At 61.6% G+C, this 16,764-nt stretch carries 19 protein-coding genes and 2 pseudogenes; 10 read left to right on the top strand and 11 right to left on the bottom strand.

Translation table 11 applies throughout. The features are described from left to right. Nucleotides 1–29 precede the first annotated feature (29 nt). From KY499_RS03345 to KY499_RS03335, 3 genes are all read left to right on the top strand, one after another. Nucleotides 30–1,229 (top strand): alanine racemase, encoded by a 1,200-nt coding sequence (locus KY499_RS03345; protein WP_258190936.1) that lies wholly within the window; start codon nucleotides 30–32, stop codon nucleotides 1,227–1,229. A gap of 102 nt (nucleotides 1,230–1,331) precedes the next feature. Beyond that, complete coding sequence (locus KY499_RS03340) at nucleotides 1,332–2,150, top strand: alpha/beta fold hydrolase (protein ID WP_219886205.1); 819 nt, start codon at nucleotides 1,332–1,334, stop codon at nucleotides 2,148–2,150. A 130-nt stretch (nucleotides 2,151–2,280) separates the two neighbouring features. Beyond that, a complete protein-coding gene (locus tag KY499_RS03335) occupies nucleotides 2,281–2,484 on the top strand; it encodes a hypothetical protein (protein WP_123255963.1) in 204 nt (67 codons plus the stop codon). Here KY499_RS03335 and KY499_RS03330 read toward each other — a convergent pair. From KY499_RS03330 to KY499_RS03315, 4 genes are all read right to left on the bottom strand, one after another. Continuing rightward, on the bottom strand, nucleotides 2,481–3,017 hold the full coding sequence (locus KY499_RS03330; RefSeq protein WP_219886907.1) for a GNAT family N-acetyltransferase: 537 nt from the start codon (nucleotides 3,015–3,017) through the stop codon (nucleotides 2,481–2,483). The two genes, KY499_RS03335 and KY499_RS03330, sit on opposite strands and share 4 nt — an antisense overlap. A gap of 86 nt (nucleotides 3,018–3,103) precedes the next feature. After that, on the bottom strand, nucleotides 3,104–3,736 hold the full coding sequence (locus KY499_RS03325; RefSeq protein WP_219886204.1) for a hypothetical protein: 633 nt from the start codon (nucleotides 3,734–3,736) through the stop codon (nucleotides 3,104–3,106). An 18-nt stretch (nucleotides 3,737–3,754) separates the two neighbouring features. Further along, the gene (locus KY499_RS03320) at nucleotides 3,755–4,054 is read right to left on the bottom strand and encodes a hypothetical protein (protein WP_219886203.1); all 300 of its coding nucleotides are present in this window, start codon (nucleotides 4,052–4,054) and stop codon (nucleotides 3,755–3,757) included. 341 nt (nucleotides 4,055–4,395) lie between these two features. Then, on the bottom strand, nucleotides 4,396–4,902 hold the full coding sequence (locus KY499_RS03315; RefSeq protein WP_219886202.1) for a DUF6326 family protein: 507 nt from the start codon (nucleotides 4,900–4,902) through the stop codon (nucleotides 4,396–4,398). An 81-nt stretch (nucleotides 4,903–4,983) separates the two neighbouring features. On the opposite strand from KY499_RS03315, the gene KY499_RS03310 reads away from it, so the two are divergent. Then, nucleotides 4,984–5,634: a TetR/AcrR family transcriptional regulator gene (locus tag KY499_RS03310; RefSeq protein WP_219886201.1), complete on the top strand. Its 651-nt coding sequence runs from the start codon at nucleotides 4,984–4,986 to the stop codon at nucleotides 5,632–5,634. A 266-nt stretch (nucleotides 5,635–5,900) separates the two neighbouring features. Here KY499_RS03310 and KY499_RS03305 read toward each other — a convergent pair whose 3' ends face one another. The 6 genes from KY499_RS03305 to KY499_RS03280 form a co-directional block, all read right to left on the bottom strand. Next, nucleotides 5,901–6,047 carry a hypothetical protein gene (locus KY499_RS03305; RefSeq protein WP_183164558.1) on the bottom strand — a complete coding sequence of 49 codons (147 nt, stop codon included), beginning with the start codon at nucleotides 6,045–6,047 and terminating at the stop codon, nucleotides 5,901–5,903. A 135-nt stretch (nucleotides 6,048–6,182) separates the two neighbouring features. Beyond that, complete coding sequence (locus KY499_RS03300; RefSeq protein ID WP_219886200.1) at nucleotides 6,183–6,386, bottom strand: hypothetical protein; 204 nt, start codon at nucleotides 6,384–6,386, stop codon at nucleotides 6,183–6,185. Nucleotides 6,387–6,708: 322 nt separating this feature from the next. Continuing rightward, nucleotides 6,709–6,924: a hypothetical protein gene (locus KY499_RS03295; protein WP_258190935.1), complete on the bottom strand. Its 216-nt coding sequence runs from the start codon at nucleotides 6,922–6,924 to the stop codon at nucleotides 6,709–6,711. A 249-nt stretch (nucleotides 6,925–7,173) separates the two neighbouring features. Continuing rightward, nucleotides 7,174–7,554 (bottom strand): ethanolamine utilization protein, encoded by a 381-nt coding sequence (locus tag KY499_RS03290; RefSeq protein WP_219886199.1) that lies wholly within the window; start codon nucleotides 7,552–7,554, stop codon nucleotides 7,174–7,176. Nucleotides 7,555–7,706: 152 nt separating this feature from the next. After that, the gene (locus tag KY499_RS03285; RefSeq protein WP_123255931.1) at nucleotides 7,707–8,069 is read right to left on the bottom strand and encodes a cupin domain-containing protein; all 363 of its coding nucleotides are present in this window, start codon (nucleotides 8,067–8,069) and stop codon (nucleotides 7,707–7,709) included. 140 nt (nucleotides 8,070–8,209) lie between these two features. Then, on the bottom strand, nucleotides 8,210–8,623 hold the full coding sequence (locus KY499_RS03280) for a cupin domain-containing protein (protein ID WP_219886198.1): 414 nt from the start codon (nucleotides 8,621–8,623) through the stop codon (nucleotides 8,210–8,212). Nucleotides 8,624–9,535: 912 nt separating this feature from the next. Here KY499_RS03280 and KY499_RS03275 point away from each other — a divergent pair. The 6 genes and pseudogenes from KY499_RS03275 (at nucleotide 9,536) to KY499_RS03255 (ending at nucleotide 15,711) form a co-directional block, all read left to right on the top strand. Next, nucleotides 9,536–9,916 (top strand): cupin domain-containing protein, encoded by a 381-nt coding sequence (locus KY499_RS03275; RefSeq protein ID WP_123255930.1) that lies wholly within the window; start codon nucleotides 9,536–9,538, stop codon nucleotides 9,914–9,916. Between the two features lie 609 nt (nucleotides 9,917–10,525). Next, on the top strand, nucleotides 10,526–12,658 hold the full coding sequence (betT, locus tag KY499_RS03270; RefSeq protein WP_219886197.1) for a choline BCCT transporter BetT: 2,133 nt from the start codon (nucleotides 10,526–10,528) through the stop codon (nucleotides 12,656–12,658). Between the two features lie 1,078 nt (nucleotides 12,659–13,736). Further along, nucleotides 13,737–13,844, top strand: a pseudogene (locus KY499_RS18500) (TetR/AcrR family transcriptional regulator); the annotation flags it as partial. Between the two features lie 148 nt (nucleotides 13,845–13,992). Beyond that, the gene (locus KY499_RS18020; protein ID WP_258191131.1) at nucleotides 13,993–14,325 is read left to right on the top strand and encodes a hypothetical protein; all 333 of its coding nucleotides are present in this window, start codon (nucleotides 13,993–13,995) and stop codon (nucleotides 14,323–14,325) included. 108 nt (nucleotides 14,326–14,433) lie between these two features. Beyond that, a pseudogene (locus KY499_RS03260) lies at nucleotides 14,434–14,634 on the top strand (IS256 family transposase); the annotation flags it as partial. 213 nt (nucleotides 14,635–14,847) lie between these two features. Further along, the gene (locus tag KY499_RS03255; RefSeq protein WP_123255926.1) at nucleotides 14,848–15,711 is read left to right on the top strand and encodes a glycosyl hydrolase; all 864 of its coding nucleotides are present in this window, start codon (nucleotides 14,848–14,850) and stop codon (nucleotides 15,709–15,711) included. A 706-nt stretch (nucleotides 15,712–16,417) separates the two neighbouring features. Here the strand turns inward: KY499_RS03255 and KY499_RS03250 are convergent. Further along, nucleotides 16,418–16,684 carry a GlsB/YeaQ/YmgE family stress response membrane protein gene (locus tag KY499_RS03250; protein ID WP_123255925.1) on the bottom strand — a complete coding sequence of 89 codons (267 nt, stop codon included), beginning with the start codon at nucleotides 16,682–16,684 and terminating at the stop codon, nucleotides 16,418–16,420. Between the last annotated feature and the right edge of the window lie 80 nt (nucleotides 16,685–16,764).

Below are 16,764 nucleotides of genomic sequence, written 5' to 3'. Positions count from 1 at the left end.
CGATGTGGACGGCACCATGAAGGAGCCCCGTGAACAGCCTGGATGAAGACCGGAACGCAGCCGGCGGCCGCAGTGTCGTCAGGGCGGCCGCCCCCGCCTACCCGCAGCTGCGGCTCAACCGCACGGCCCTCGAGAGCAATATCCGGGTGATGGCAGCCTGGTGCGCGGACCGCGGCGTGGAGCTCGCCCCTCATATCAAAACCACCATGTCCGGGCCGATCATCGCGCGCCAACTCGGAGCCGGCGCCACCGGCGTCACTGTCGCGACCGTCGACCAGGCCGCGACAGCACTGGACTGGGGGCACCGGAACATTCTCGTAGCGAATGAGATTGTCGACCGGCTCGGCCTGGACCGGGTCCGCGCCTGGCTGGAGCAGGATTCCGGGCGCGGAATCCGCTGTTTCGTCGATTCGGTGCCCGGAATCGAGGCGGCCGCGCGGATCTTCGGTGCGGAAGCCGGCCCCGTCCTGGAGGTGCTGATCGACGTCGGAACACCGGAAGGACGCACCGGAGTGCGCACAGTCAGCGAGGCTCTGGCCATCGCTGACCTGGTCCGCGCCGCGCCAGGCCTCCGCCTCGCCGGCGTCGCAGGGTATGAGGGCGTAGTGCCGAACCGCCGGGACGAGGCCACGGTGGCTGCTGTTGACCGGCACTGCCGGCTGGTGCGGGACGTCTACCTCGCCGCCGCCCCCTACTTCGAGACCCCGGCCCCGATCTATTGCATGGGCGGGTCCGCGTTTCCGGACCGTGTGGTGGAGTTCCTGCCCGGCGCGGACCAGGTGCCCGGAACCAGAACGGTCCTCCGCTCAGGGTGCTACGTCACCCACGACCACGGCACCTATGCCGGTGTCAGCCAGGTTCCCGGCCTGACGCCGGCGATCACCGTCCGCGCCGTCGTCCTGTCCGTCCCCGAAGCCGGGATGGCCGTGGCCGGCGCCGGCAAGCGCGATCTTCCGTACGACGCCGGCCTCCCGGTCTTCCTCTCGGCCCGCACGCCGGATGGCGACGGAAAGCCCGGGGCAACCGCGGTGGTACGCAGTCTGTTCGACCATCATGCGGTGCTCACCGGCGTGGGTGGGCTGAACGTCGGCGATACGGTCGACTTCGGGATATCCCACCCCTGCTCCGCCTTCGACCGCTGGCCCGACTACGTCGTCACCGACGGCGACGGGAACGACGTCGACGTGTGGCACACGGACTTCCACCGGTCGTCCCTGACCCAGCCGTAAACCCTGCCGCCAGGCCTTTGGTCCCTGCCGCGCATCCTTCCTGCCATGTGCGCCGTTACCGTCGACCTTCCGTGCGGCCAACGCCGGATCTACGCTGGTGGTATGCCCCGGCTTAGTGTCAACGGCGTCGAACTGTACTACGAGGATCAGGGCGCGGGGATCCCTATCCTCGGGGTCCACGGAACGCCCAGCTCCGCCGTAATGTGGGCCGATGCCGCCACGGAACTGGCATTGCACGGCCGGTGCATCATCTATGACCGCCGTGGCTTCCACCGCAGCGCACCGCACGTACCCTTCCGGGCGCTCGACCTCGTTGACCACGTTAATGACGCTGCCGGCCTGCTCGCCGCCCTGCACGTCGGCCCCGCGGTGGTGATCGGACGCAGCAGCGGCGGTCTCATCGCCATCGAGCTGGCCCGCCTCTTTCCGGACAAGGTGAAAGCGCTCGTGCTCCTGGAGCCCGCGCTGCTCACCATAGATCCGGCGGCAGCCTCCTGGGCCCGCAGCCTTCGCCGCACGGTGCTGGAGCGCTCGGAAGGGCGGACCGTGCAGCTGGCAGAGATCATGCTCCGGGAGGCGCTGGGCGATGCGGTCTGGGAATCTCTTTCAAACAAGCTCCAAAAGATGTTTGAAAGCACCGGAGCCGCAGTCCTCGCCGAGATCAACGGCCACGGCATGGACCTTAGCGAGGACGCCCTGGAATTGAGCGAGGCCGAACTGGCGGCGATCCGCCAGCCAACACTTATTGTTTCCGCCGAGAACTCGCCCGAAGCCTGCCGGCTTGTGAACGCCCGGCTGACCGGTGCGCTGCCCCGCACCCGGACGGTAGTGGTCACAGGCGGACACCTCATCAACCCCGCCCACCCGGCGGTCCTTGATTTCCTCGACCGCATTGCCGCCGACGCGAATTCCTGGGCGTAGGCGGTTTCATCGACACCGGCGTCAGCATCGATGAGCTCAGACACGGCTGCGGGTATTCCATGAGAGAAGGCCCACAGGTTTTCGCCCGTCGCTGGGGAGTATGTTGGCCTTAGTCGACGAAGGGGTCACCATGAGCTACAAGTACAGAACCGTCCGGGTCCGCGGCACCGATATGATCGGGACCATTGCGCGCAAACACGGGAGCGCGGCCGAGATCTTCGAAACCTCCAAGGACCCGAGCACATCCGTGGTGCCGGTGTTTTTCGAGGCAACGGGTGAGATTCGTTTCTTCGACAGGTCCATGCTCGAGGACGTCATCACGCCGGCCGGTTAGTCCGTGCCGACGACGCTGCTCCGGCGTTCCAGCAGCAGCGTGTTCTGCCACCGACCGGCGTTGGGGCCGTGGCTCATCCGGGCGATCCGTTCCCGGGTGCCGATGATGCGGAAGCCCAGCTGCTCGTGCAGTGCCAGGCTGGCGGTGTTTTCGGGGAAGATGCTGGACTGGATGGTCCAAATACCGCCGGCTTCGGTCGATTGGATCAGCGCTGCGAGCAAAATCCGGCCAATACCCCGGCCGCGGGCCCCAGGGGCGACGTAGATGGAATGTTCCACCACGCCCCGGTACACCTCGCGGGCGGACACGGCGGAGACCGCAGCCCACCCCAGGATCAGCTGACCGTCTGCTGCGACCAGCCGGTGGCCAGGAAGCCGGCCGGTATCGAAGGCCTCCCAGGACGGCGGCTCTTTCTCCAAGGTCGCCTGCCCGGTGGCGATCCCGGCGGCATAGATGGAGCGGACGGCTTCCCAGTCCGGGGCCCGAAGTTCCCGGATGCCGACAGGGGTGCCTTCTCCGGCTGCGGTGTGCAGGGATGTCGGCGCCAAAAGCTCGCCACTTTGCAGATAAGTCACCTGCCTATTATGGCCCTAGAGCTGCTGCCGCCGGTGATCGCGGGTCAGCTGTGGAGGTAGTCCGTCAGCAGGGAGTCGATCGCATCGGGGGAGTAGACCTTGCGGATGACGAGGCGGGTGAGTCCATCGACGGCGGCGGTGTCGCCCGGCTCGCCCGCGGTGACGGTCAGGCCGTCCGAGATCCGCTCGACGACGTCCCGCAGGACCCGGTCACGGACCCGGTCGGCGAAGAGTGGAATAGTCCCGATCTTGCCGCCGAGCACGAGCCGGTCCGGGTTGACAGTAGCGACCGTCGCGGCAAGGGCACCTCCCAGGACGTCCGCACCGGCGAGCAACAACGCTTCAACGTCCGGCTGGCCTTCGGCGGCATCCTTTTCCACCACGACCGGAACGTGCCAGGCGGCGGTCATCGCCGAGGTCACGGCATGGGGACGCCAGCCCGGAATCGTCGTCGGGTGCACCACGGTGCCCGTGTCCGCTTCGACGGGCGCCGGTACGCTGACGCCGATCCCGATCCCGATCAGCCTTTCGCCGGTGCCGATCAGCCTTTCGCCGGTGCCGGAGTCGAGGAGTTCGGTGCCGATCCGGATGAGCGGCCGGAGGACGGCGTCTTCGGGTGCGTTGATCCGGTATTCGACCGTGCGGGACCTGAGTAGCAGGCCGTTGGTGTCAGACACCGCGACCGTGGCGTGGGTCTAGCCCAGCGCGAAGGCAAGGACCACGCGACCGCGGTCGTCGAAGCGGATCTTCCGGGAGGGCCGGCCGTCGCGTCCCGCGGCGGGGGCGATCTCGAACGGAAGGAACTCTTCGAGAGCGAACGCCACGACGACGATCGGGACGACGAGCCAGATGCGCCCCCGCGTCGGCCGGTCTTGGGGTTGCGGGGGAGCGCGCAGCCAGAGCACGTCTCGAACGACCGACCACTTCAGGGTTCGCTGTTCCCGGTCGACGAGAATCAGGACCAGCGTAAACTGCCAGACCAGGCCCGCGGTCAACAGCAGGATGAGGGACTGCGCGAGGGCGACGGGCGAGTTCCCACCGGATGCGAGTAAAGGTGCGAACCCACGCGAGCACGGCCATCGGCATAGCGGCCGCCGCCTTCGTTTGTTGTCTTGAGGAGCGAGCGGGCTGCACAGCCGCTGCCGCTGTGCGTGATCCGAGGTCACGATGGGGCGTGCGCGACCGGCCACCCCAGCCGATCAGAGAGATCGACCGGTAGGGGCCTTGGAAGGCCCCTACCGCCTCGCCCCAGTAGCAGTCGGTGTCCCACACCCAAGAGCCCACACCGCGGCACCGAGGCAGATGGCTCCGAACAGGACGGGGACTGCTCTTGGGTTCACGCTTGCGGCAGGGTGCGATCGGCCTCACGGCTGGTCGGCATGGTCGGCATGGTCGGCATGGTCGCCGACAGCGCGGTGCGGGGCCAGGTCCAGGCGGAGCGCAGGATAAAGGCCAGGATCAGCACCTCGACTCCGATAGTGAGGGCGTAGAAAAAGGCGTAGTCCCAGGACGCCCCTGCCGCGTTGAACACCATGACGGGGATGTACAGCGATGCAACGACGAGGTTCGTGGCGCGGTTCACACGGGCGGGCAGCGTCATGGAGAGCATGATCATCAGGGCCGGGATCGCGATAATCACGAAGAAAATGGACATCAATGTCCCGCTGATGTCGAACTCGAAGATGACGCCACCGCGAATTAAGTCGATTTCGCCGGGCTGGTAGAGGTGGTAGTAGTCGATGTAAATGACGAGGAACATGAGGCTGGTCCAGGCTGCCGCGAGCTTGGCTTGCACCGGGATTCGCTGGTCTTCCAGTGTGGTGGTGGGTTGAAGTGTTTTCATCGTCGGCTCCGTTGTTCTATTCTTACGACTGTAAGAATGAGGGTGATGCTAGTCTTACGCTCGTAAGGAGTCAATGGCAACATGAATGCACGAGCGGTACTCAGCAAGGAGCGAATCGTAGAGGCGGCGGCGTTGGTCGCGGATCGCGGCGGTATTGCTGCGGTCAGCATGCGCTCCGTCGCGGCCGAAATTGGCGTAGAAGCGATGTCTCTCTATCACCATGTGGCCAACAAGAACGCGCTACTGGACTCGCTCGCGGACTGGGCGTTCGAGCAGATCAGTGCGCCCGAAATCGATGCCCCCTGGCGGCTGGCGATGGTCAGCCGGGCACGATCGGCTCGATCGGTCCTTGTGCAGCATCCATGGGCGCTCGGCATGATCGAGGCGCGCCCGCGACCCGGAACTCCGCTACTCCGGAACTTCGATCGAGTCTTCGGATGTCTCTTGAACTCCGGTTTCTCCGCCGCACTCGCCACACACATGTTCTCGGCACTCGACGCATACGTGTACGGGTTTGCCCTCACGGAGTCCAGCCTTCCCTTCACCCCCGGCGACGGAGCCGAGAAGTCGTTCGCTGAAGACGTCGCACCGAGTCCAGACGATTACCCGCATCTCGTGCGGACGCTCGGCGAGCTCATGAGCAGCGGAACGTATTCGTTCGCCGACGAGTTTGATGTCGGTCTTGACCTTATCCTCGATGGCTTTCAGCAACGCCTCACGCAAGCCTCTTGAATTATTACGGGCGTAAGTTTCTCTTCCCGGAGAGCAATTTACGAGCGTACAGAGGTTCGATGAGAGCAGCATCTGTCGAGCAGTACGGCCCGCAGGAGCCGAGGTCGCTGGCATGACTGGCTTGAGGATGGGTGCGCACGCCGAGTACGTGACCGTCTCGGTGAGCGCGCTCGTGCGCAAGCCCGTCGAGGTGTAGCACGCGACACAGATCCTCAATGAGCTTCGGGCAGCGAATGTCACGCTGAAGGTTCGGCGGATTCAGGCGGTCATTGCAACAGGAGTCCTTCGATCAATTCGATCGGTTTTCTGAACTCTAGTCTCTCGCGTGGCCGGTCGATGAGTTCCTGCGCGACCCAGTCGAGGTCTACGGCGCTGTTGATGCTCAGGTCCGTGCCTTTCGGGGACCACTCCACACCGCAACGGGGGCATGGGTTTGGCCCAGAGCAAATATCTATTCTGTTCCGGAACGAGGCATCCCGTTAACCGGCGTGGCAGCTAGTCGGCTTCCGGCCCTGAGCAGTAGTGACAGTCATGCGAACACAGTTCGGTCACGATGCGACCAGCTGTAGTTCGTAGCCATCCCGAATGTGGAACAGACGGCGGCCATCAACAGGGTCGTGGACCCAGATGATGTCACCGTCCGCTGTCCGGGCGTCCACGAATCCGACGTACTCTGGGCGCCCGCTGCCGACCAGCTGCACTTTGTCTCCAACCTGGACATCGTCCCAGCCGGGCCCTCCTGGTTGATTCATCCCTGAAGTCACAATTTTCTCCTCGTTGTTTGTTTAGCAGCGGCATCTCGTGGACTGACTTAAGCGCAATGCGCGGAACCTCTCGGGGGAGGAGCTGACGGTGAAATGGGTCATGGCTGTGTCACCGTCAATCCCCTCGGAGAGCGAAAGTTGAGTCAGTCAGCGAAATCAGGTGGGTATCTGAAGGCTGGAACTTGATTGCTTGGAGTTCGAGGATGATGGCCGAGGGGTGGACGGGACGGAGGCCGAGCCCGGGCGTGTCCGCTAGGAGGAGACATTGGTGCTGCACGGACCAGTCCGATAGCGAGGCCCACGACGCCGGTCATTGGCCTGTATGCTCCCAGGTCTCGCCAAACGGAACCGTGTCGCTGAGCTCGAATGTGTATCGGGCAGGATCATGCCGGGTGACCCTAATGCCGGCGGACCCATGGGTCATTGCTGCTTGCCGGAGCAGGGCCTCTGCCTCGTTGAGCACTTCGTAAAGTTCTTCAGGCGTGTCGATGAGGACTTCCAAAGACTCGATTGTCTGACTACTCACGGTCAACACTTTCCCTTGATGTGGATCACTATTTTGTAATTACCTTGACGTGGACACGCGGTCAAGTCAGTTGTTCTTCAGTAGTCCCTGGCGAAGATCAGCGCCAGACGCGCGCCGCGGACGCTCCTTGCCCCTGCAGCTACAAGCAGATGGTGCATAGCTGTTGCTGCAGGGGCAAGGAGCGGTTCCTGTTATCTGGTCCATCACCGCTTGATGGCGGCAACTTCGAACCGGGTCGCTGAAGGCTCCCTAGGATGACATGGAGCCGTGGGCGGTGAAGAAGCCCAGGCCGTAGTCGGGGGTTTCAAAGGTAATTTCTGCTCCCTTGGGGAAGAAGAGTACGTCGCGCTCCTTGGCGTGGGTCACTTCTCCTGTCGCCCGGTCGGTGAGGATGAATTCACCCTTCACGACAACCTTCATTTCGTCGCAGGTGTACGTGTAAACCAGTGGCTCGGAGGCTTTAAGCTCGAAGAATCCGGAGCTCATGACCGAACCGTTGGGATGAGTGAGGGAGTCGCCGATGGCGGCGTCGACGCCCGGGATGTCCATTGACGGCAGTCCGATAAAGCCGTTTTCCACCTTGTGGATGGATCCGGCCTTGGTGAACGTTCCTAATGTTGTGGTTTCCATGATGTCTCCTGTGGATAGTGTTGTGAAACTCTGACATTTCTTTGCCAGAACTGTATATATCGGCCAGAACCGTTCGACTTTGTTTTCGAACTGTTCGTTGTTGATGGCTATTAGTCGGGTTTTCGCTGGGGATAGGCCGGTTCTCGTCGGTGTCAGAAGATTACGTAGAGTTTGCGCAGGGTCTCGTGGAGCTCCCAGTTGCCGCTCCAGCCGCGGGGGATGAAGACCGTGTTTCCGGGGCCAACGAACTCAGGCTCGCCGCCGTCGGGGGTAATGGTCATCGAGCCTGAAAGAACGTGTACGAATTCGTTCGTTTCCAGTACCCAGCGGGAGGGTCCTTCGGTGCATTCCCAGATGCCGGATTCGGCACCGTTCTCGTCTTTCCACAGATAGACTCCGCGGGTGTCCATCTGCTGACCGGTTGCTTCCGGGCAGGGGCCCCAATCGTCCAGCTCCGTAACATTCTTCGCATCGCGGATGAGGGTTGCGGAGATTGAGGCTGTCTGTTGCGTCATTTGTTTCGCCTTTCAAGGAGCTATCGAACTTCTACTGCTGACAGAGGTTCTATTTCATTGCGGACCGAATCGCCCTGAACCGCGGCGCTGAAGGGTTTCGGCGTTAGGCGGGGCGTCCCGTCATTAGGAATACGTCGGGATCAAACTTCGGAGTACCGGAAGGAGTGCGATTCCAGGCCTTCGGGGTTGGGGCCATAAATGGTGATCATCCGCGCATACACGGGTGCCCAGTATCGGCCCAGGTTGCCCGGATTGACTCGCGCCGAATCGCCCGGCTTCAGGATGACAGTCTTGCCCTGACTCTCGATATGTAGTTCGCCCTCCAGTACGAAAGCAGTTTCACTGTGGGGGTGGAAGTCCTCCCACGCGCAAGAATCCAGCGTCCATTCCGAGAGGACAAAGTCATCCCAGCTGCCCACCGGATGGGCGTTTATGAACCGGCAGCGCAGCCGCCCATAATCGCCTCCCAAGGCTTCCAAGGGCTTCGCTGCCCAGAAATCGATTGCAGTCCCCGTCGTCACTGCCGGGGACTGAATGGTGCCTGCATCAGTCATGGCGTCAACCGTTTCAATAGTCGGAAATCTTTTACAAAGTCATGCCCGGTGAATGTCAGTTACATCGCGTCGTGAGGTGGATCACCGTGCTGTGACAACCGTTACATGAACATTCGTTCAAGTCAAGCGTTCGAATTAGATCTTTTAAAAATACCTGCAGCTGAAAGCTTGGGTTGGCTCGCGTGCGGTCGCGGCAGTGCTCTTGATTGCTGGTGGGGCGAAAGGAGATGCTCGGCGAAATGCAACGCAGACCCCTCGTGTGGAGAGGTTTGCTTGGCCGCCGCCAGCCGACCGCCGCGGGCCGGCCACTCGGCAGCGCTCCCCGGGTCCAGCATCGCGGCCACCGCCATCTTCAGTCCTGCACCGGCGCCATCGCCCAGGGTGAGGGCCGCGCTGGACAGTGCTTGGCTGAAGAGGCGCCCAAACAATTAGCCTTAGAGTTTTCACACATCCCGGGCCCTGCAGGGGCCGCCCTTGTTGTCGCCAACGTCCGGAGGTTTCCTCTTGCGGAACGTAATGGTTTCGGCGGCAGGGTCTGTGTGAATTTCTGGACTCCTCCGACGCGCAATTGGCCGATCCGAGGTGGACCATCCGTGATGCTGTGCCACCAACTCTGGAGCCTTCCTTACCGCCGCCGCTTGGGCGAAAAGGGTTAAAAAATCTTCGGGTTGGACGATTGACTTGAACTACCGTCCATGTCAAAGTGGGGTGAACAAGGTGATTGGCATCACATCGGCAGGGTTCAAAGCAGAGTTCGGCCGACTCGATAAAAATCAAAACTTTCGGGCTTGCAGGCGATCCCTCACTGAGCCCCAGCGGCGTTCCGGCCCGGTTCTTCACCGCAGTTTTATATGCGCCAAAGATTGAAACAGCTCGGACGAACCTTTCACAACACTTTTAGTAGGAGAAACCATGGAAACCACCCTCGTAGGAACGCTCAGCAAGACCGGATCCATCCACAAAGTGGAAAACGGCTTCATTGGACTGCCGTCCATGAACGAGCCGGGGACGGTCGCCGCGATCGGCGACTCCCTCCACAACCCCGAGGGCTCCGTCATGTGCGCCGGCTTCTTCGAACTCAAAGCCTCCGAGCCGCTGGTCTACACCTACACTTACGACGAAATGAAGGTTGTCATCCAGGGTGAATTCATACTCACGGACCAGACGACGGGAGAAGTGACGCACGCCAAGGAACGCGACGTGCTGTTCTTCCCCAAGGGCACCACCGTGAAGTTCGAGACCCCTGAATATGGCCTGGGATTCTTCGCCGGCGACCGCACCTTCGCGCCGTAAGCATCCACGAATGCGTCCGGCGCCCACGCCGCCGGCAAAAGGCGCGGAGCCCGAATCGGGTAGCCGTAATCCGCTGCCTTTCTTCGTTCTGCATTACCTGCCCACTCACTCACGCTTCAGCTAGCCCCCTTCCGAAAAGATCAGCTCCGTCCTCACAACCAAAGGCGGTGCTGGGGACTCACTGGCGGTAAACCCGCCATCAGTGACCGGGTTTAGTTTTCACCTCCCGCATTAGGAGTTTGTGACCCGGACGGAACCCACTTCTACGCCTGTGGGCAGGCCTGCCCTCTTGGACAGTGTCCTCCCGCAAGTCTGGGATTTTGGCTGGCCGAATGGCCTGCTGAAGTCACACCCCCGGCGTAGCCGAAATTGACGAGGGCCAATGGTTCGCTGTGAACCTGGCTCGTAGCGGCATCAGTTTGGAAGTTCCGGCCGGCGTTTCGTTGCTGGAGACCCTCGAAAAAACAGGAAAAGCATCCCAGCCTGTGCCTTAAAGGCATCTGCCGGAGGTTGTTCCCTATCAGTACTTCGAGCGGCACCTCAGCCTCGGGAGCTTAACCTGACCGACCAGCGAAAGACCGCGAACCCCATCATGATGTGCTGCGTTTCATGCGGCATAGACCAAGAACTGGAGTTAGACCTTTGAGTACCATCATCACTGACAAAGAGCCAGGAACGGCGTCCGCCGAGCCCTTAAAGGACAGCCCGCCCAAGGTCAACTGGCGTGTCTTCATCATCGCTGCGTCCGTCATTATTGCTTTCTCCATTTGGGCGATGCTGGTGCCCTTAAACGCCCAGGCCACCATGAAGACGGTGGTGGGTTGGATCGCGCAGAACCTCGGCTGGTTCTACGTCCTCACCGTCACGGTAGTCATCGGGTTTGTGCTGTGGGTGGCGCTGTCCAAGGTGGGCTCGGTCCGAATGGGCCCGGACCACTCCCGGCCGCAGTACAAGCTTTTCACCTGGGTGGCCTACCTGTTCGCCGCGGGGGTGGGCATCGACATGCTCTTCTACTCCGTGACCGAACCCATCACCCAGTACATGAAACCGCCGGAGGGAGCAGGCCAGACGGCCGAGGCAGCCCACGAAGCCGTGGTGTGGACCATGTTCCACTACGGTGTGGCGGGCTGGGCCATGTACGCGCTCCTCGGCATGGCCATGGGCTACTTCGCCTACCGCTGGGGCATGCCGCTGTCCATCCGCGCAGCCCTTTATCCGCTGCTCGGCAAACGCGTCCGCGGCGGAATCGGCGACACGATCGATATCATCACCCTGGTAGGTACCGTTTTTGGTGTGGCGACCGCCATGGGCATCGGTGTGGTGCTGCTGAACGTCGGCATCGCCATTATGTTTGGCCTGGAGCAGGGCCTGGCGCTGCAGATCGCCCTGGTGGTTGTCGCCGTCGTCCTCACCATCGCCGCGTGCACCTCCGGTGTGGACAAAGCGATCCGCTGGATCGCGGAGCTGAACATCTGGAGCGCGGCGGCCCTGTTGCTGTACATCCTGGTGACCGGCCAGACGTCCTTCCTGCTCAACTCCCTGGTGGAGAACATCGGCCGCTTTGTCTTCACCTTGCCCGAACGTACGCTCCAGACGTTCGCGTACCAGGACGGCGGTTCGGAATGGATGGGCGGCTGGACCCTGTTCTTTTGGGCCTTCTGGCTGGCCTGGGGTCCCTTCGTGGGGCTGTTCCTGGCCCGGATCTCGCGGGGACGTACCCTGCGGGAGTTCGTCATCGCCGCCATCACCTTCCCGGTACTGTGCGACTTCCTGGTCGTAAGCATCTTCGGCAACAGCGCCATGTACGAGGTCTTGAACGGGAATACCGAGTTCGCCCAGCTGGCTATGGACAGTCCGCAAGAGGGCTGGTACGCGCTGCTCGGGATGTTCCCCGGAGCGCCTCTCCTGATTGGACTGGGTACCTTGTCCGGCATGTTGTTCTACCTCACCAGCGCCAACTCCGGCGCCATGATGATGTCCAACTTCTCCTCCAACATCACTAATTCGACCCAGGATGGCGCCAAATGGCTCCGGATCTTCTGGGCCCTGGTCACCGCGTTGCTGACCATCGCGATGCTGGTGGCCGGCGGCGTGACCACCATGGAGTACGCCACGCTGATCTTCGCACTGCCGGTGACGATTATTGCCTGGCTGGTGATGGCCTCATTCACCAAGGCGCTGCGGATGGAACGGGCAGAACGTGAGGGCCGGTTGCTGCGTCGGAGTTCGACGGCGGTGCAAGGCAGCGAGGTGCCGGCGCGCAGCTGGGGGCAGCGGCTGGCAAAAATTCGTTCCTACCCGCCCAAGAACGAGGTGGCGGCGTTTATGGAAGTCACTGCACAACCGGCGCTGGCCGAAGCGCTGGGGGAGTTCACGAAGCAAGGCCTAGACGCAAACCTGCACTCCATCCCGAATGAACACACGGGTGTCCCCAGCCATGCGCTCGTTGTCACCATCCCCGACCACCGCGACTTCCACTATCAACTCCAGGCTGTAGAAGCCTCAGTGCCGAAGTTCGGACGGCATAAGAACCGCGAATCCGATCTCTATTACCGCCTGGAGGTCTTTGCGCAGACCGGTTCGGAGGGCTATGACCTCATGGGCGTAACGCAGCATCAAATCATGGAGGACATTCTGGTCCGTTACGAGGACCACCTTGGCTTCCTGACCTACACGAGCGATTACGACCTCCCATCCCTCCTCACCCCTCCGGTACCACCGGCCACCGGTTCCCCGGCATAGGCGGAACCAGCGGATGTGACACCTGTGGAGAGGGCGGCAGGATGGTCGCCCGCACCACGGAGTGACACTCGAAAGCATCAAAAACATGGTGGGCGACTTTGTCGCCCACCATGTTCATTTTGCGGCCACGTCAGGCCCACTGCTTCCGTGGCGACCAGCCCAGGGCCGGAGAGCGCGGAAAGCATGCCCCCGGAATGGAACACGTTTCTACGGTTTTGATACCTTCTATTGCCAGACCGGCATTGCCGTGGCTCCTGAAAAGGTTGAGGGTGCGATGGGGTGGTTCCGGCGTGAGCGGGCAGTCGGTCCAGCTGGACCGACTACCCTGAGGTCATCAAAACCACGACGTCGTCGCGGTGGAAGCCCGCAGGCATGCAACGGGCACCTCCCCGCTGGAACAGCGTCGAAGGAGAACATCTCATGAACCCCACCGCCCCGGCTGCTACGGGCACCCCGACCCTGCGCCGGCCGGCCGGCCGGGGATAGCTTCACGGGACGGGTTGCGCCGCTGCGGCTGATAATTTCCCGACCCTCGCGTCGACCGCCCACCAATTTGGCAAGCGTGTTTATCGATCACGAAAATCTGGCTGCCGCTGTTCAGCGGGTCCGGCGTGGTTCTGGATCAAACCGGGCGGACACGGGGGTCGTGAACCAGGTTGACATACTCAGTCCGCGGAGGGCTCGTGATCTCATGGGCCAGGCCGTCAGTCAACCGGGATCATGCGGCGGATGTCCAGGCTGGATCACGGCTAATGAGGCTGGAGATAAATGTCACGGCTCAGATTTCGGAGTATCTGAATGAATGCGATTCCCCAGTTGTCAGTGTCGAGGGCTGAGGGTTGGTCGTGACCATTGTCTTTTCACCGATTCTTCAGTGGGGAGTCTGCATTAGGGCGTGTGGTGGATGTCAGTGACAGCTAATTATCGTGATGCAGGTCACTGTAGTGCCCTCACTTTTCCACGGACGAATGTTCAAGTCAATCGTTCTGGAAGAGACTAGAATCTTTTTTAGGCACTCAAGCAATAGTCTTTATAAAGAGTCCCTGTCGGGCCGAAACGGGAGACTGGAGAGTGGAACATGCGGGTATCCGCTGAAGATCGAAAAGAACAGCTGATTGCAGCCACAGTCGAACTGATGCGTCGTGAGGGTGTCCAGTCCGTGACCATTCGGGCTATAGCCAAGGAGGCTAACGCTCCGTTGGCTACGGCTCATTATTGCTTCAGCAATAAAGAAGAGCTCATGGATTCGGCCGCCGAGGCCTGGTTCAAGAACCTGAGTCGTTTTTCCAGCGGGGGCCCCTATCCATTTGGGACTACGCAAAGCTGTGGAACAAGTGGCCGAAGGCTACTGGCGCGCACTGGAGGAAGAGCCCGCAAGCATCCTTTCCGAGATCGAACTGATTCTGTGGGCAACACGCAATGCCGCCGTCAGTCCGCTGGCGGCGAAAATCTATCCAGCCTATGAAGTGGAACTGGGGAAGATATTCTCTTCCGCGGCTCATAGCGGCGGTGACCAGTGCCTCATAGACTTCCCCGCGCTGGTGAGGCTCTTTCTCATGATTTACGACGGGGCCGCCATTCAATTCATGACCGACCCGAAGGCCACCGACCACCATGCCCAGTTCTTCATGATGATTGACGCGCTTCTCCTCAAAGCCGGCGTTTGAGCTCCACACCCAACGCTTACGGGACTGGTTAACCTTTAGCGCGCATTCTGAACCCCGCCTCAGACTCCTGATGAGGAAGGGTGCTGCGCTATAAGCCGGAAGGGCCGCAACGCCGGGTACCGGCGCGCGGTGAAGGCACTCGGTCATTTCCCGACCGAGCAGTCTGCGCTGAAGTGACTCTATCTGGTCACCAGAACCCTCGATCCGACCGGTGCCGGCAAGACCCGATGGACCGTGCGGTGTAAGCCCGTAATGAACGCCTTCGCCATCACTTTCAGCGACCGATTCCGGGCAGCTGAAAGCTACTAAATGAAAACGCCGGATGCACCGATAATGAGATAGTCCCAATGAGGCGACAAGGGGATGCGGTTCTCTACGGCGAGGAAATGACGGCGCCCTATTTGGCGGCTTCGACGTGGCGTAGGCGTTCCGTAGGCCGAGCGAGTGGAGTATGGTGACTTCCGTCAACACACCACACATCAGGGATTGGTCTCGGCCCACGTTGCTTCGATAGAAGGAGCTATGGAACGCCGAAATTTTCTGAAACTTCCGCTGGCTGCCCTGGCCGTTCCGGGTGCACTTCTCGCGGCCAGCGGCGGCCCGGCTCAGGCCGTGCCCGTGTCCGTCCTTGCCGCCGCGCCGGCCTCCGCAACCCGGGCGCTCAAGGGAGCAGCCAACGGAGGCGATGACGCACTGGCGCTCCAGCAGCTCCGGAGCCTAAAAGCCGACTGGTACTACTCGTGGGGGTCCAAATGCACCATCGCCACCAACCCGGCATTTGTCCCGATGATTTGGAGCGCGAATGCCCTGATTGCGGGAAACGCCATCGGCGACGTCATCAGCCAGCTTCCCGCGACCAGGACCGAACACCTCCTGAGTTATAACGAACCAGACCACCCCGGCCAGGCCAGCATGTCCGTCGATGAGGCCATCCGGCTGTGGCCCCAGCTGCAGTCCACCGGCCTGAGGTTGGGGGCGCCGGGTACCGTCAATGCAGCCAGCCCATGGCTGGATGAATTCATGACCAAGGCGAAGCGGGCAAACCTTCGCGTGGATTTCATGACAATGCATTGCTACGCCTCGCCAAACGTGGCGAGCTTCCTCACAAAGGTCGCTTATCTGCATGCCAAGTACGGAAGGCCTGTCTGGGTAACGGAATTTGCCGTCGCAGACTGGTCGGCCACGCCTTCACGTCCCTCTCGGTATACCGGCGTCGAAATCCGCAGTTTCATGCGGGACGCGGTAGTCGGCATGCGAGCCATGCCATTCGTGGAACGGTTTGCCTGGAAAACCAGGGCGCCGTTCGACCCCATAATGGGCGCATCAGCCCTTTTCCACACGAACGGGCAACTGACGGAAACCGGCCGCCTTTACGCATCGCTCTGATTGGGATAGCGAGCCAGGTCCGTTAGGCCTGACCGCTCCTCCAACCGTGCGGGCAGTGGCCTGTAGGTAGGCGTCGGTGTGTCGAGCGCTGGTGTTGTTTTTCGAGGCCGCCCGCACTGGCATCCGTGGTAGCCCGGGGCTTGTGCAGGCGGGTTTGAACCATGTGTTCAAACCCGCCTGCACGATAGGCATTCTGTCTCGAAGCCCTCTGCACTACCACAATTTAGCTTGCTATTGGGCCGCGACTTAGGGTGCGATTAGCAGCGGCAACGCTGCCGTCGCCGCACCAGATAAGAAGCGGCGAAATGAACATTGGTTCGATCAGCTTTCGGGTACATCCAAGGAAGATCTAACCGGGAACCAGCCTCTGGCTGCATGGAGGGAATCTTCGGCGTCTGCCCGCATCCCTTCGGGCCCGAGGACGAGGAAAGCTGAGCGCGGTTGGCGCGTCGACGGGGACATCATCGACAGTTTCGATACCGATGGACGGGCCGTCCCGCAGCTAATGCCCCGCCCCGCTATGGGTTCCCCGCACGGTGTTGAGACAAACCCCACCACTCAGCGGGACGGCCTAAGCCTCGCGGGACTGGCGCAAAACGGGGCCGGGTCACACGGCCTGTGCCCGGCGCGCCCGAAAAAGGTGGCGGCCCGCTGGTTCAGCGGGCCGCCACCTTCAATGCTGTTCGGTTGTGTTCAGTGAGCCCGATCAGGCCCGGCTTTTCCGCCCGACCGTGGCGCCGTAGATCACCAGCACAACAATGGCGCCGAGGATGGCCAGGAGCCATGTCCTCAGATCAAAGAAGTCGCCCAGGCCGCCGCCGAAGATCAGCGATCCAATCCATCCGCCGAGTATCGCGCCGACAACACCGAGCACGAGCGTGATCACCCAACCACCGCCCTGCCTTCCCGGAAGTATTGCTTTGGCAATCGCCCCTGCGATGAGCCCGAGCAGGAGAAATCCGAGAATTCCCATGACTGCACTTCCTTTCGATATGCCGGTACCCGGGAGGGCGCCGTAGCTAGGAGTTAATCAGTACGCTTAGTTATTGGCAA

Source organism: Arthrobacter sp. PAMC25284, assembly GCF_019443425.1.
Classification (GTDB): Bacteria; Actinomycetota; Actinomycetes; order Actinomycetales; family Micrococcaceae; genus Arthrobacter; species Arthrobacter oryzae_A.
Note: the sequence above shows the minus strand (reverse complement) of the source record. Positions and strands in the feature narration are given on the sequence as shown.